Below are 13,296 nucleotides of genomic sequence, written 5' to 3'. Positions count from 1 at the left end.
GTTGTCTTTTACGTTACTCTGGAGAGGATAGAATAAGAGGCACGACGCCTCAGGTTTGGCATATAAGAAACACAGCAAACAGGGAACGCATGGAAATTTTCTTCACAATACTCATCATGACCCTTGTGGTCTCGTTATCCGGGGTGGTTACACGCGTACTGCCCTTCCAGGTCCCCCTGCCTTTAATGCAAATAGCTATCGGTGCGCTGCTGGCGTGGCCGACGTTCGGTCTGCACGTGGAGTTCGATCCGGAACTGTTCCTCGTGCTGTTTATCCCGCCGCTGCTGTTTGCCGATGGCTGGAAAACCCCCACGCGCGAATTCCTTGAGCACGGGCGCGAGATCTTCGGTCTGGCGCTGGCGCTGGTGGTCGTCACCGTGGTCGGGATTGGTTTCCTGATCTACTGGGCCGTACCGGGGATCCCGCTTATACCCGCCTTTGCGCTGGCCGCCGTACTGTCGCCTACCGATGCCGTGGCGCTGTCTGGCATTGTGGGCGAAGGGCGCATTCCAAAGAAAATTATGGGCATTTTGCAGGGCGAGGCGCTGATGAACGACGCCTCCGGTCTGGTGGCCCTGAAGTTTGCCGTGGCGGTTGCCATGGGCACCATGGTCTTTACCATCGGCGGCGCAACGCTGGAATTCTTCAAGGTGGCGATTGGCGGTATCCTTGCGGGCTTCGTGGTGAGCTGGCTGTACGGACGCTCGCTGCGCTTCCTCAGCCGCTGGGGGGGCGATGAGCCAGCCACGCAAATCGTGCTGCTGTTCCTGCTGCCGTTTGCCTCTTACCTGATTGCCGAACACATCGGCGTATCGGGTATTCTGGCAGCGGTCGCGGCAGGGATGACCATCACCCGCTCCGGCGTCATGCGCCGCGCGCCGCTGGCGATGCGCCTGCGTGCGAACAGCACCTGGGCAATGCTTGAGTTTGTGTTTAACGGCATGGTGTTCCTGCTGTTGGGCCTGCAACTGCCGGGCATTATGGAATCGTCGCTGATTGCAGCGGAGGCGGATCCAAACGTTGAAGTCTGGATGCTGTTTACCGATATCGTGCTGATCTACATGGCGCTGATGCTGGTGCGTTTCGGCTGGCTGTGGACGATGAAAAAGTTCAGCGTTCGCTTCCTGACCAAAAAGCCGATGGAGTTCGGCTCCTGGACCACGCGCGAGCTGCTGATTGCCTCTTTCGCGGGCGTACGCGGGGCGATTACCCTCGCCGGTGTGCTCTCCATTCCGCTGCTGCTGCCGACGGGCGACGTCTTCCCGGCGCGCTACGAGCTGGTATTCCTGGCGGCGGGCGTGATCCTCTTCTCGCTGTTTGTCGGCGTGATTATGTTGCCGATTCTGCTGCAACATATTGACGCGGGTGACTCCTCGCAACAGCACAAAGAAGAGCGGATTGCCCGCGCGGCGACGGCGGAAGTGGCGATTGTCGCCATCGAGAAGATGGAGGAGCGTCTGGCCGCCGATGCCGAAGAGAACATTGATAACCAGCTGCTGAAGGAAGTTAGTTCACGCGTGATCGGTAATTTACGTCGTCGTGCCGACGGACGTAACGACGTAGAGAGTTCGTTGCAGGAAGAGAACCTCGAACGCCGTTTCCGCCTGGCGGCGCTGCGCTCCGAGCGTGCCGAGCTGTATCACCTGCGCGCCACGCGCCAGATCAGCAACGAGACGCTGCAAAAGCTGCTGCACGATCTGGACCTGTTAGAAGCGTTATTAATAGAGAATCAGTAGCGCTGTAATTGCCCGGTGGCGCTGCGCTTACCGGGCCTACGTTTGAACCGTAGGCCGGGTAAGGCGAAGCCGCCACCCGGCACTATTCAGACCGCACCCAAAACCCCTCACAGCATTGCAACCACGCCTGTGCGCTGTGCGACAGATAGACACCTTCACGCCATATCATTCCTAACTGCCAGTGCAGGTCGCTCTCCAGCGGGATCCAGCGCAGCGTGTTTTTATCCAGCCGCTCGCAGATCGGCTGCGGCAGAATGGCAATCCCCACGCCCGCCTGTACCATCGCCGCCAGAAAATCCCACTGGCCGCTGCGTACCGCAATGCGCGGCTTCACGTTGTGCTGGTTAAACAGCGCCATCAGCTGGCGACTTAAGGCGAAGTCTTCATTGTAAATCAGCAGGGGATGCTCGCCGAGAAGCTCGGGCTTCACCGAGTCTGTTTTCAGCCAGTCGCCGGAGCGGGGCACCAGTACGCACAGCGGGTGGCTGAACAGTGGTAGCGTCGCCAGGCCGCTCTCCTCCTCCACGGGAAGGGCGGTCATCGCCACGTCCAGTTCACCGTTCATCACCGCCTGCTGCACGGTCAGGCCACCAAATTCAGAAATTTTTAGCTCAACGCCGGGATAGCGCTGGCGAAACAGGCTGATCGGCCCGGCCATCATCATGCCGACCATTGGTGGAATGCCGAGCCGCAGCAGCCCTTTGGTCAGGTGGTTGATGTCACCAAGCTCGGCCTCCAGCTGGCGGAACTCCGCCAGAATGGCCAGCCCGCGCTCGAACACCACGCGCCCGGTATCCGTCAGCAGCAGCTTGCGTCCGTCGCGGATCAGCAGGGTACAGTTCAGCTCATCTTCCAGGTTTTTCAGCATCTTGCTAATGGTCGGCTGGGTAACGAACAACTTCTCCGCTGCGCGGGTAAAACTTTGCTGGCGAACCACCTCGACAAAATAGCGCAGCGTTCTTATGTCCATGATTATTCCTCGAAACTATACCTTCGATGATTTTAATTCATTTCAGTCCATACCGTGCGCTCACTATACTGGCGCCTCGTCTCATTTCTGAGGAAAACCCCCATGGCCGTGGCGTTAAGCCGTGTTACGCCTGCCGTTGTGCAACGACTCCAGGTACCCATTCAGGTACTGCTCTACGCGGGACTGTTTGTTTTCGCGGAATATCTTGTCGGCTGGCTGCATCTTCCGCTGCCTGCCAACCTTGTCGGTATGGTGCTGATGCTGTCGCTCATCCTGTGCCGCGTGATCCCCCTCCGCTGGGTCCGCGCCGGGGCGCGCTGGCTGCTGGCGGAGATGCTGTTGTTCTTTGTGCCTGCGGTGGTGGCGGTGGTGAACTATGCGCAGCTGCTGATGGTTGACGGCTGGCGCATCTTCGCGGTTATCGCCCTGAGCACGCTGATGGTGCTGGGTGCCACCGCCTGGGTGGTGGATAAGGTGTATCGCTTTGAAATCAGCAGGCAGAAGCATGACTAACTTTCAGATAAGCGTGCTGTGCCTGATTGCGACCGTCGTCATCTACTTTGCCAACAAGCGCCTGTATCGCCGTTTTCGCGCGCTGCCGCTGATGCCGCTGGTTTTTACGCCGATCCTGCTGGTGCTGATGCTGGTCTTCGGCCATATCTCCTGGCAGAACTATATCGGTGAATCCCACTGGCTGTTGTGGCTGCTTGGCCCGGCGACCATCGCCTTCGCCGTCCCCGTTTATGACAATCTCGCTATTATCAAACGCCACTGGATGTCGCTTAGCGCGGGCGTGATTACCGCCACGGTGGTGGCGGTGTGCAGCTCGGTCTGGCTGGCGCGGCTGTTTACCCTGTCGGATGAAATTCAGCGCAGCCTGGCGGTGCGTTCGGTGACCACGCCGTTTGCGCTGGCGGCTGCAAAACCGCTCGGCGGGCAGCCGGATCTGGTGGCGCTGTTTGTGGTGGTGACGGGCGTCTTCGGCATGGCGGTGGGGGATGTGCTGTTCCTGCGGCTTTCCATTCGCGAAGGGATGGCGAAAGGGGCGGGATTTGGCGCGGCGTCGCACGGTGCGGGCACGGCGCGTTCGTATGAGCTGGGTCAGCAGGAAGGGGTCGTTGCAAGCCTGGTGATGATGCTTTCGGGCGTCACGATGGTGCTGATTGCACCGCTGGTGGCGTGGGTGATGTTTTAAGCTCCCCGGCCAGGATGACCGGGGAGAAAAGGCTTAGTGCGCGCGGCCCTGCTCAACGCCCAGGCCAGTTTGCGAGCGGATAAACTGGGCGCGGAATTTCTCACGCTCCAGGTTACCCTCCGGCGAGTTGTCGGTGGCCGAGAAGATCCAGATCCCGATAAACGCCACGGCAATGGAGAACAGCGCCGGGTACTCGTAAGGGAAGATAGCGCTTTCGTGACCGAGGATCTGCACCCAGATGGTCGGGCCGAGGATCATCAGAATTACCGCCGTCAGCAGGCCCAGCCAGCCGCCAATCATCGCCCCACGGGTGGTCAGTTTGGACCAGTACATGGAGAGCAGGATGATCGGGAAGTTACAGCTTGCCGCAATTGAGAAGGCCAGCCCCACCATAAAGGCGATGTTCTGCTTCTCGAACAGAATGCCTAACAGAATCGCCACAACGCCCAGCACCAGCACGGTGATTTTGGAGACCTTCAGCTCATCGCGTTCGCTCGCGCCTTTGCGGAAAACGTTGGCGTAGAGGTCATGCGATACCGCAGACGCCCCGGCCAGCGTCAGCCCGGCGACCACCGCGAGGATGGTGGCGAAGGCCACGGCAGAGATAAAGCCGAGGAACAGGTTGCCGCCCACCGCGTCGGCCAGGTGCACCGCCGCCATGTTGTTACCGCCAATCAGCGCGCCCGCCGCGTCTTTAAACGCCGGGTTCGCCCCCACCAGCATGATTGCGCCGAAGCCGATGATAAAGGTCAGGATATAGAAGTAACCCATAAAGCCGGTGGCGTAGAAGACGCTCTTACGCGCTTCACGCGCATCGCTCACCGTAAAGAAGCGCATCAGAATGTGCGGCAGGCCAGCGGTACCGAACATCAGGCCGAGGCCGAGCGAGAGCGCGGATATCGGGTCTTTCACCAGCCCGCCCGGGCTCATGATCGCTTCCCCTTTCGGGTGTACTGACATGGCTTCGGTAAACAGATTATTGAAGCTAAAGCCGACGTGCTTCATCACCATAAAGGCCATAAAGCTCGCACCGAACAGCAGCAGTACGGCTTTGATGATCTGCACCCAGGTCGTTGCCAGCATACCGCCGAACAGGACGTACATCACCATCAGCACCCCTACCAGCACCACCGCGACGTGGTAGTTCAGGCCGAACAGCAGTTCGATCAGCTTGCCTGCTCCCACCATCTGGGCAATCAGGTAAAGGGCCACGACCACCAGCGAACCGCAGGCAGAGAGCATGCGGATAGGGCCTTGTTTCAGGCGGTATGAAGCCACGTCCGCAAAGGTGTAGCGGCCAAGGTTACGCAGGCGCTCGGCAATCAGGAACAGAATGATCGGCCACCCCACGAGGAAGCCGAGGGAGTAGATCAGTCCGTCATAGCCGGAGGTGTAGACCAGCGCGGAGATCCCGAGGAACGAGGCGGCGGACATAAAGTCCCCCGCAATCGCCAGCCCGTTCTGAAAGCCGGTAATGTTGCCGCCCGCGGTGTAGTAATCGTTACGGGAGCGTACGCGTTTCGACGCCCAGTATGTGATATAGAGCGTCAGCACCACGAAAATCAGGAACATGATAATCGCCTGCCAGTTGGTAGGCTGGCGCTGGACTTCGCCGGTAAGGGCATCTGCCGCGTGTGCGGCAAAGGGAAGTGTGGCGGCTAGCGCCGTCAGGACTCGCTTCATGATGCTTTTACCTCACGCAGAACTTCTTTATTAAGACGATCGAATTCACCGTTGGCGCGCCAGACGTACACACCCGTCAGCACAAACGAAATCACAATCACGCCAATGCCAATCGGAATGCCGCGCGTGACGCTGGTTCCCGCGTGCAGCGGTGTACCGAGCCACTGCGGAGCAAAGGCGATGAGCAGAATAAAGCCGACGTAAATCACCAGCATGATGATGGAAAGGATGAAGGCAAACCGTTGCCGTTTATCGACGAGCTCCCTGTAGTGCGCACTATTCTCTATCTGCTGACAAATATCGTTATTCATCACAGAGTCTCCAGAAGTAAGGTTGGTTTGTTTTATCCCCTCTCCCCTGTGGGGAGAGGGTTAGGGTGAGGGGAGGAAGGTGCGGTCTGATGCCCTCACCCCGGCCCTCTCCCACGGGGAGAGGGAGAAAAAATTATGAAGGCATTGCGATGGCCTGCTTCTCTTCGAGCAGTTTGTCCACCACGCCAGGATCCGCAAGCGTTGAGGTATCACCGAGGTTACTGGTGTCGCCCGCCGCGATTTTGCGCAGAATACGACGCATAATCTTGCCGGAACGGGTTTTCGGCAGTGAGTCGGTCCAGTGCAGCACGTCCGGCGTGGCAAGCGGGCCAATCTCTTTACGTACCCAGTTGCGCACCTCGGTATACAGCTCTGGCGACGGCTCTTCGCCGTGGTTCAGCGTGACGTAGGCGTAGATCGCCTGGCCTTTGATGTTGTGCGGAATGCCGACAACCGCCGCTTCGGCAATCTTCGGATGCGACACCAGCGCGGACTCAATCTCCGCCGTGCCCAGACGGTGGCCGGAGACGTTCAGCACGTCGTCCACGCGCCCGGTGATCCAGTAATAACCGTCTTCGTCCCGGCGCGCGCCGTCGCCGCTGAAGTACATGTTTTTGAAGGTCGAGAAGTAGGTCTGCTCGAACCGCTCGTGGTCACCGAACAGGGTACGCGCCTGGCCCGGCCAGGAATCGACGATCACCAGGTTGCCCTCGGTGGCCCCTTCCTGCGGGTTGCCTTCGTTATCCACCAGCGCAGGCTGCACGCCGAAGAACGGACGGGTGGCCGAACCGGCCTTCAGCTGCGTGGCGCCCGGCATCGGGGTGATCATGAAGCCGCCGGTTTCGGTCTGCCACCAGGTGTCCATCACCGGGCATTTCTCGTTACCGATTTTCTTCCAGTACCACTCCCAGGCTTCCGGGTTGATCGGCTCACCCACGGAACCGAGGATGCGCAGGGAAGAGCGGTCGGTCCCTTCGATGGCCTTATCGCCCTCCGCCATCAGCGCACGGATTGCCGTTGGCGCGGTGTAGAGAATGTTGACCTGGTGCTTGTCGACCACCTGACACATACGCGCTGGCGTTGGCCAGTTCGGTACGCCTTCAAACATCAGCGTCGTTGCGCCGCAGGCCAGCGGGCCATACAGCAGGTAGCTGTGACCGGTGACCCAGCCCACGTCGGCGGTGCACCAGTAGATGTCGCCCGGATGGTAGTCAAAGACGTATTTAAAGGTGGTGGCTGCGTAAACCAGATAGCCGCCGGTGGTGTGCAGCACGCCTTTCGGCTTGCCGGTGGAGCCGGAGGTATAAAGGATAAACAGCGGATCTTCCGCGTTCATCTCTTCCGGCTGATGCTGCTCGCTGGCGTTCTCAATCAGATCGCTCCACCACAGGTCTCGCCCCTCGTGCCAGTCAATCTTGCCGCCTGTGCGCTTGAGGACAATGACGTTATTGATGGATGTTACGTTCGGGTTTTTCAGCGCTTCATCGACGTTTTTCTTCAGCGGAATGCCGCGCCCGGCGCGCACGCCTTCGTCAGCGGTGATCACCAGCTTCGAATTCGAGTCAACGATGCGCCCGGCAACCGCTTCAGGGGAAAAGCCGCCGAAGATAACGGAGTGGATCGCACCGATGCGCGCGCAGGCCAGCATAGCCACCGCGGCTTCCGGCACCATCGGCATATAGATCGCCACCACGTCGCCTTTTTTGATGCCCTGGGCCAGCAGCACGTTGGCGAAGCGGCAGACGTCGCGATGCAGTTCTTTATAGGAGATGTGTTTGCTCTGAGAGGCATCGTCGCCTTCCCAGATAATGGCCGTTTCGTTGCCGCGTTCGGCAAGATGACGGTCCAGGCAGTTCGCCGCCAGGTTCAGCGTGCCGTCTTCATACCATTTAATGGAGACATTGCCCGGCGCGAAAGAGGTGTTCTTGACTTTCTGATAAGGTTTGATCCAGTCGAGGATGTGACCCTGTTCACCCCAGAACGCGTCAGGGCTGGAAATGGATTGCTGATACTTCTCCTGGTACTGCTCCGGGCTTATCAGGCAACGGTCCGCAATGTTTGCGGGAATGTCGTGTTTGTGTATTTGGCTCATGGCTTTTTTTCTCCTTGTAAGATGTTAATAATATGTCGCAAAAACGTTAATAGTAGGGGCTTTACAAGCTTTGTTTAGTATTTGGGCGACAGATCACGCATTGTCTGAAGAGTATGAAAATTGAGCGAATGAATCTTTGAAGGTAAATAATTCACCAGAAGAATTATTCACTTTTTTGAAGTGAAAATATTTTGTATAACAAATGGTTATTTATGCGAATTGTTATAAATTACCGTCACTGACCTTTTTTGCAGTGAAATGCCTTGTTCTTTAAGGCTTGCGCAGCATGCCGTGCAAATGATACTCATACGCCGCGTTAAAAAATCCCATAAACCAACGCAACACAATTCATACCCTTTCAGTATGTCTCCATATTCATGCAGTTTTGATGGTGCGGAGATTCATTGAGGAAGTCAGTTTTTATGAAAAATTTGAAAGTCAGCCTGGCCTGGCAGATCCTGCTGGCCCTTGTGCTGGGCATTATGCTGGGCAGTTATCTCCATTATCATAGCGACAGCCGCGAGTGGCTGATTGCGAACCTGCTTTCACCGGCAGGGGACATCTTTATTCATCTGATCAAGATGATTGTTGTGCCGATTGTGATCTCGACGCTGGTGGTCGGTATTGCCGGGGTAGGTGATGCGAAACAGTTAGGCCGCATCGGTGTGAAAACCATTCTTTATTTCGAAGTGATCACCACGGTTGCCATCATTCTTGGCATCACTCTGGCGAATGTGTTCCAGCCAGGGGCCGGGATCGATATGTCGCAGCTGGCGACGGTGGATATTTCGAAATACCAAAGCACCACCGCAGACGTGCAGAGCCATGCGCACGGTCTGATGGGCACTATCCTGTCGCTGGTGCCGACCAACATTATCGCGTCCATGGCGAAGGGCGAGATGCTGCCGATCATCTTCTTCTCGGTGCTGTTTGGTCTGGGGCTTTCTTCCCTGCCCGCGACGCACCGTGAACCGCTGGTCACCGTGTTCCGCTCTGTCTCCGAAACCATGTTTAAAGTGACCCACATGGTGATGCGCTATGCGCCGGTCGGGGTGTTCGCGTTGATTGCCGTGACCGTGGCGAACTTCGGTTTTGCTTCCCTGTGGCCGCTGGCGAAGCTGGTAATTCTGGTGCACTTTGCCATCCTGTTCTTCGCGCTGGTGGTGCTGGGCATTGTGGCGCGCCTGTGCGGGCTGAGCATCTGGATCCTGATCCGCATCCTGAAAGATGAGCTGATTCTGGCGTACTCCACGGCAAGCTCCGAGAGCGTGCTGCCGCGTATCATTGAGAAGATGGAGGCCTACGGTGCACCGGCGTCCATCACCAGCTTCGTGGTGCCGACCGGCTACTCCTTTAACCTCGACGGTTCAACGCTGTACCAGAGTATCGCCGCTATCTTTATCGCGCAGCTGTACGGCATTGACCTGTCGCTGTGGCAGGAGATCGTGCTGGTGCTGACCCTGATGGTGACGTCCAAAGGTATTGCAGGCGTGCCGGGCGTCTCCTTCGTGGTGCTGCTGGCGACGCTGGGCAGCGTCGGTATTCCGCTGGAAGGCCTGGCGTTTATCGCCGGTGTGGACCGTATCCTCGACATGGCGCGTACCGCGCTGAACGTGGTGGGGAATGCGCTGGCGGTGTTGGTTATCTCCAAGTGGGAACACAAGTTCGACCGTAAAAAAGCGCTGGCGTATGAACGTGAGGTGCTGGGTCGTTTTGATAAAACGGCTGACCAGTGATGTAACTATTTTCCCTCTCCCCTTTGGGGAGAGGGTTAGGGTGAGGGGATTTTATTCCCCGCTTAACGCATCAAACTCTTCACACCCCGTATCAAACCCTTCGGTACAGCTCAGATTTAACCAGTAAAGCGCTTTCTGTTTATTCGGTGTAATAAAGCCTTTCTCACCCTGCCTGAACAACATTCCTGCCCAGTATTCCGCATAGCCCGTCCGGGAAAGGGCCGAGCTTCGCTTGAACCACGCCGCGGCCTGCACGTCATCCTGAGGGACTTCAACGCCGTTGGCATAGATCAGCCCAAGCAGCTGTTGCGCATCTACCGCCGAGTCGCTATCGATATCTTCGGTCGCTGATTGCAGCAGTGTGATGGCCTGCGGGTAGTCGGTTTTACCCGCCTCCGTATTCACCAGAATGCGCGCCAGCATAATCGTGCCGCGCTTGCTGCCAGCGATAGTGGCCTGCTGCGCCAGCGCTTTAGCCTGAGCGTAATCCCCCTGCGTAAAGAGGATCTGCGATAGCAACCCCATGGCGTCGACATCACCGCCTTTCGCGGCTTTCTCGGCCCACAGCGCGGCCTGCTTTCTGTCACCGGAGCTGAAGTACGTATCAGCAAGATAATACTGCGCGCGCGCATCGCCCGCTTCAGCCTGCTTTTTATACTGGCTGCCTATCTCATCGGCATGGGTAAACGCGGTGAAAAATAACAACAACAGAAAAATGGGTTTCATGGATTCTTATCATCTGGGTACATGCCGCGCAGTATAATCGCGGCGACAGAAGAAAAAAACGGGTGCGTTAAGACCTCAGCATCCTACAAGCCGGGCGGAACCGCTGTTCCGCCCGAAGAGGTTAGCCTGCGTGACAGGCTAATTTCGCCGCCACCTCCTGATGTTCACCCTTTATTGAAAACTCACATAACTTACCGCGAGTAATAAAGGTAAAGATCACTATCGTCAGGCAAATAATAAAGACCATGCCCAGCGCAGTTTTTAATGGCGTCATGCCTTTTACTCCTTGTGAAAAAAAGAATAAGAGGCTACTCTCAACCTGTTGGTTGTTGAGGGGTAGCCTCGGGTAAATGCAAATTTCCCGGGGCTTTCCACCTTCTGTCCCTCAACAATGCTCAAGACAGAAAGTCTTAAGCACCCGCCGCTTATCTTATCCATCTGAATTAAAATGCAAAGATGTAATTTATTTTCGCGTGAATTACATTTTTTCTGCGAGACGCCTTCAGAAATATATATATAGATATAATTAATAGCTATGCCAGAAATAAAAAAGGGGTGAATATATCACCCCATTGAGTCAGCGATTAAATAACAGCATCACCCCATTGCGCTTTCACGCAGGCGGGCTTTCAGCTTGTTATATTCGTCGATCACATACTGTTCCGCAGCGTGTTGATCCGCGATTGGCTCTACGTTTACGGCGCAGTATTTATACTCCGGCGTTTTGGTTATCGGGCTTAAATTCTCCGTCACCAGTTCGTTACAGGCGCCAATCCACCACTGGTAGGTCATGTAGACCGCCCCTTTGTTCGGACGTTCGCTGACCTGTGCACGCGTAATGATGCGGCCTTTACGCGAGTTCACCCACACCAGCGCTTCATCTTCAATACCGAGCCGTTCGGCATCGGCGGTGTTGATCTGCGCGTAGCCCGGTTCATCCGCCAGCGCCGCCAGCGCGGCGCAGTTGCCGGTCATGGAACGACAGGAGTAGTGGCCCACTTCGCGCACGGTGGAGAGCACCATCGGATACTCGTCGGTGAGTTTGTCGATTGGCGCAACCCAGTCGCAGGTAAAGAACTGCGCCAGTCCGTTCGGGGTGTCGAACTTCTCTTTAAAGAGGTATGACGTCCCCTGGTCGGCCTCTGACTCATCCCGGCACGGCCACTGGATGTAGCCCAGCTCACCCATTTTTTCATAGGTTGCCCCATAAAAGTCCGGGCACAGATGCCGCAACTCGTCCCAGATCTCCTGGGTGTTGTTGTAGTGCATCGGGTAGCCCATGCGGGTGGAGATTTCGCTGATGATCTGCCAGTCGGTTTTCAGATCCCACTTCGGCTCGACCGCTTTAAAGAAGCGCTGGAAGCCGCGGTCTGCTGCCGTATAGACACCTTCATGCTCGCCCCAGGAGGTTGATGGCAGAATCACATCCGCCGCCGCCGCGGTTTTGGTCATGAAGATGTCCTGGACGATCACCAGCTCCAGATCCTCAAAGCCTTTGCGCACCGCAGACAGCTCGGCGTCGGTCTGGAGCGGATCTTCACCCATAATGTAGGCCGCACGCACTTCACCGTGCGCCGCGCGGTGCGGCAGCTCGCTGATGCGATATCCGGTGTGTTCCGGCAGGCTCTCCACGCCCCAGGCCTTCGCGAATTTCTCGCGGTTTTCCGGGAATTTGACGTACTGGTAGCCCGGATAGGTGTCCGGCAGCGCGCCCATGTCGCACGCGCCCTGCACGTTATTCTGACCCCGCACCGGGTTCACGCCGACATGCGCTTTACCCAGATTCCCGGTCAGCATCGCGAGGCTGGTGAGCGAGCGCACGGTTTCCACGCCCTGGTAGAACTGGGTCACGCCCATGCCCCACAGGATGGCGGCGGTTTTCGCCCCGGCGTACATCCGCGCCGCCTGGCGAATTTCCTGCGCGCTGACGCCGGTTATCGCCTCTACCGACTCCGGCGTATAGCCTTCGACGATTTTCCTATACTCTTCAAACCCTTCCGTCCGGCTTGCGACAAACGCCTGATCGTACAGGTTCTCCTCAATAATGACGTGCCCCATCGCATTCAACAGCGCGATATTCGAGCCGTTTTTCAGCGCGATGTGCATATCCGCAATGCGCGCGGTTTCGATTTTGCGCGGATCGCAGACGATGATTTTCGCCCCGTTCTGTTTGGCGCGAATAACGTGATTCGCGACGATAGGGTGAGAATCCGCCGGGTTATAGCCAAAGATGAACACCAGATCGGTGTTATCTATCTCGTTGATGGCATTACTCATTGCGCCGTTACCGACCGACTGGTGCAGACCTGCAACCGATGGGCCGTGTCAGACGCGAGCGCAGCAGTCGACGTTATTGGTACCAATAACGGCGCGCGCGAATTTTTGCATCACATAGTTGGTTTCATTCCCGGTTCCGCGTGAGGAGCCGGTGGTCTGAATCGCATCCGGGCCATACTTGGCCTTGATGGCGCTCAGGCGCGTGGCGACATAATCCAGCGCTTCATTCCAGGAGACGGCTTCCAGCTTGCCGCCGCGCTCGCGGCGGATCATGGGGATTTTCAGGCGCGGCGTGAGGATTTGGGTATCGTTAATAAAATCCCAGCCGTAATACCCTTTCAGGCACAGCGTGCCCTGATTGGTTTTACCCTGCGCCGCTTCCGCCCGGACGATTTTGCCGTTATCGACCACCAGGTGGATCTTGCAACCTGAGGCACAATACGGGCAAACCGTGACGACTTTTTTCATCACTTTGCTCCAGTTAAACAGTTCTTACCTGCCCAATATGCAGCTTCTATGCCATGTTTTTAGTATGGGTATTTCCTGACTTTACGACCCTTTGCGAGGCAA

Annotated in this window: 11 protein-coding genes; 4 read left to right on the top strand and 7 right to left on the bottom strand. The window is 57.0% G+C overall.

What is annotated here, in order from left to right:
• The first annotated feature begins 89 nt into the window (after positions 1-89).
• Positions 90-1,736 carry a Na+/H+ antiporter gene (locus BH712_RS12635; protein ID WP_006810465.1) on the top strand — a complete coding sequence of 549 codons (1,647 nt, stop codon included), beginning with the start codon at positions 90-92 and terminating at the stop codon, positions 1,734-1,736.
• 82 nt (positions 1,737-1,818) lie between these two features.
• On the opposite strand, the gene BH712_RS12630 is transcribed toward BH712_RS12635, so the two are convergent.
• Positions 1,819-2,706, bottom strand: coding sequence for a LysR family transcriptional regulator (locus BH712_RS12630; protein WP_006810464.1), 888 nt, complete (start codon positions 2,704-2,706; stop codon positions 1,819-1,821).
• 102 nt (positions 2,707-2,808) lie between these two features.
• Here BH712_RS12630 and BH712_RS12625 point away from each other — a divergent pair, with 102 nt between their 5' ends.
• Positions 2,809-3,219 carry a CidA/LrgA family protein gene (locus BH712_RS12625; protein WP_006810463.1) on the top strand — a complete coding sequence of 137 codons (411 nt, stop codon included), beginning with the start codon at positions 2,809-2,811 and terminating at the stop codon, positions 3,217-3,219.
• Positions 3,212-3,901 carry an LrgB family protein gene (locus BH712_RS12620; RefSeq protein ID WP_006810462.1) on the top strand — a complete coding sequence of 230 codons (690 nt, stop codon included), beginning with the start codon at positions 3,212-3,214 and terminating at the stop codon, positions 3,899-3,901. Before BH712_RS12625 ends, BH712_RS12620 begins: the two co-directional genes overlap by 8 nt.
• A gap of 33 nt (positions 3,902-3,934) precedes the next feature.
• On the opposite strand, the gene actP is transcribed toward BH712_RS12620, so the two are convergent.
• The 3 genes from actP to acs form a co-directional block, all read right to left on the bottom strand.
• On the bottom strand, positions 3,935-5,584 hold the full coding sequence (gene actP, locus BH712_RS12615) for a cation/acetate symporter ActP (RefSeq protein WP_006810461.1): 1,650 nt from the start codon (positions 5,582-5,584) through the stop codon (positions 3,935-3,937).
• Complete coding sequence (locus tag BH712_RS12610; RefSeq protein WP_006810460.1) at positions 5,581-5,895, bottom strand: DUF485 domain-containing protein; 315 nt, start codon at positions 5,893-5,895, stop codon at positions 5,581-5,583. Before BH712_RS12610 ends, actP begins: the two co-directional genes overlap by 4 nt.
• 133 nt (positions 5,896-6,028) lie before the next feature.
• Positions 6,029-7,987 (bottom strand): acetate--CoA ligase, encoded by a 1,959-nt coding sequence (gene acs / locus BH712_RS12605; protein ID WP_006810459.1) that lies wholly within the window; start codon positions 7,985-7,987, stop codon positions 6,029-6,031.
• 422 nt (positions 7,988-8,409) lie between these two features.
• Here acs and gltP point away from each other — a divergent pair, with 422 nt between their 5' ends.
• Positions 8,410-9,723 (top strand): glutamate/aspartate:proton symporter GltP, encoded by a 1,314-nt coding sequence (gltP, locus tag BH712_RS12600; RefSeq protein ID WP_006810458.1) that lies wholly within the window; start codon positions 8,410-8,412, stop codon positions 9,721-9,723.
• 51 nt (positions 9,724-9,774) lie between these two features.
• On the opposite strand, the gene BH712_RS12595 is transcribed toward gltP, so the two are convergent.
• The 3 genes from BH712_RS12595 to fdhF form a co-directional block, all read right to left on the bottom strand.
• On the bottom strand, positions 9,775-10,449 hold the full coding sequence (locus tag BH712_RS12595) for a tetratricopeptide repeat protein (protein WP_006810457.1): 675 nt from the start codon (positions 10,447-10,449) through the stop codon (positions 9,775-9,777).
• A gap of 121 nt (positions 10,450-10,570) precedes the next feature.
• Positions 10,571-10,723, bottom strand: a complete 153-nt coding sequence (locus BH712_RS12590; RefSeq protein ID WP_006810456.1) for a Hok/Gef family protein — start codon at positions 10,721-10,723, stop codon at positions 10,571-10,573.
• A gap of 323 nt (positions 10,724-11,046) precedes the next feature.
• Positions 11,047-13,194, bottom strand: a complete 2,148-nt coding sequence (gene fdhF / locus BH712_RS12585; RefSeq protein ID WP_080010477.1) for a formate dehydrogenase subunit alpha — start codon at positions 13,192-13,194, stop codon at positions 11,047-11,049.
• Between the last annotated feature and the right edge of the window lie 102 nt (positions 13,195-13,296).

This window comes from Enterobacter hormaechei ATCC 49162, assembly GCF_001875655.1.
GTDB lineage: Bacteria > Pseudomonadota > Gammaproteobacteria > Enterobacterales > Enterobacteriaceae > Enterobacter > Enterobacter hormaechei.
Note: the sequence above shows the minus strand (reverse complement) of the source record. Positions and strands in the feature narration are given on the sequence as shown.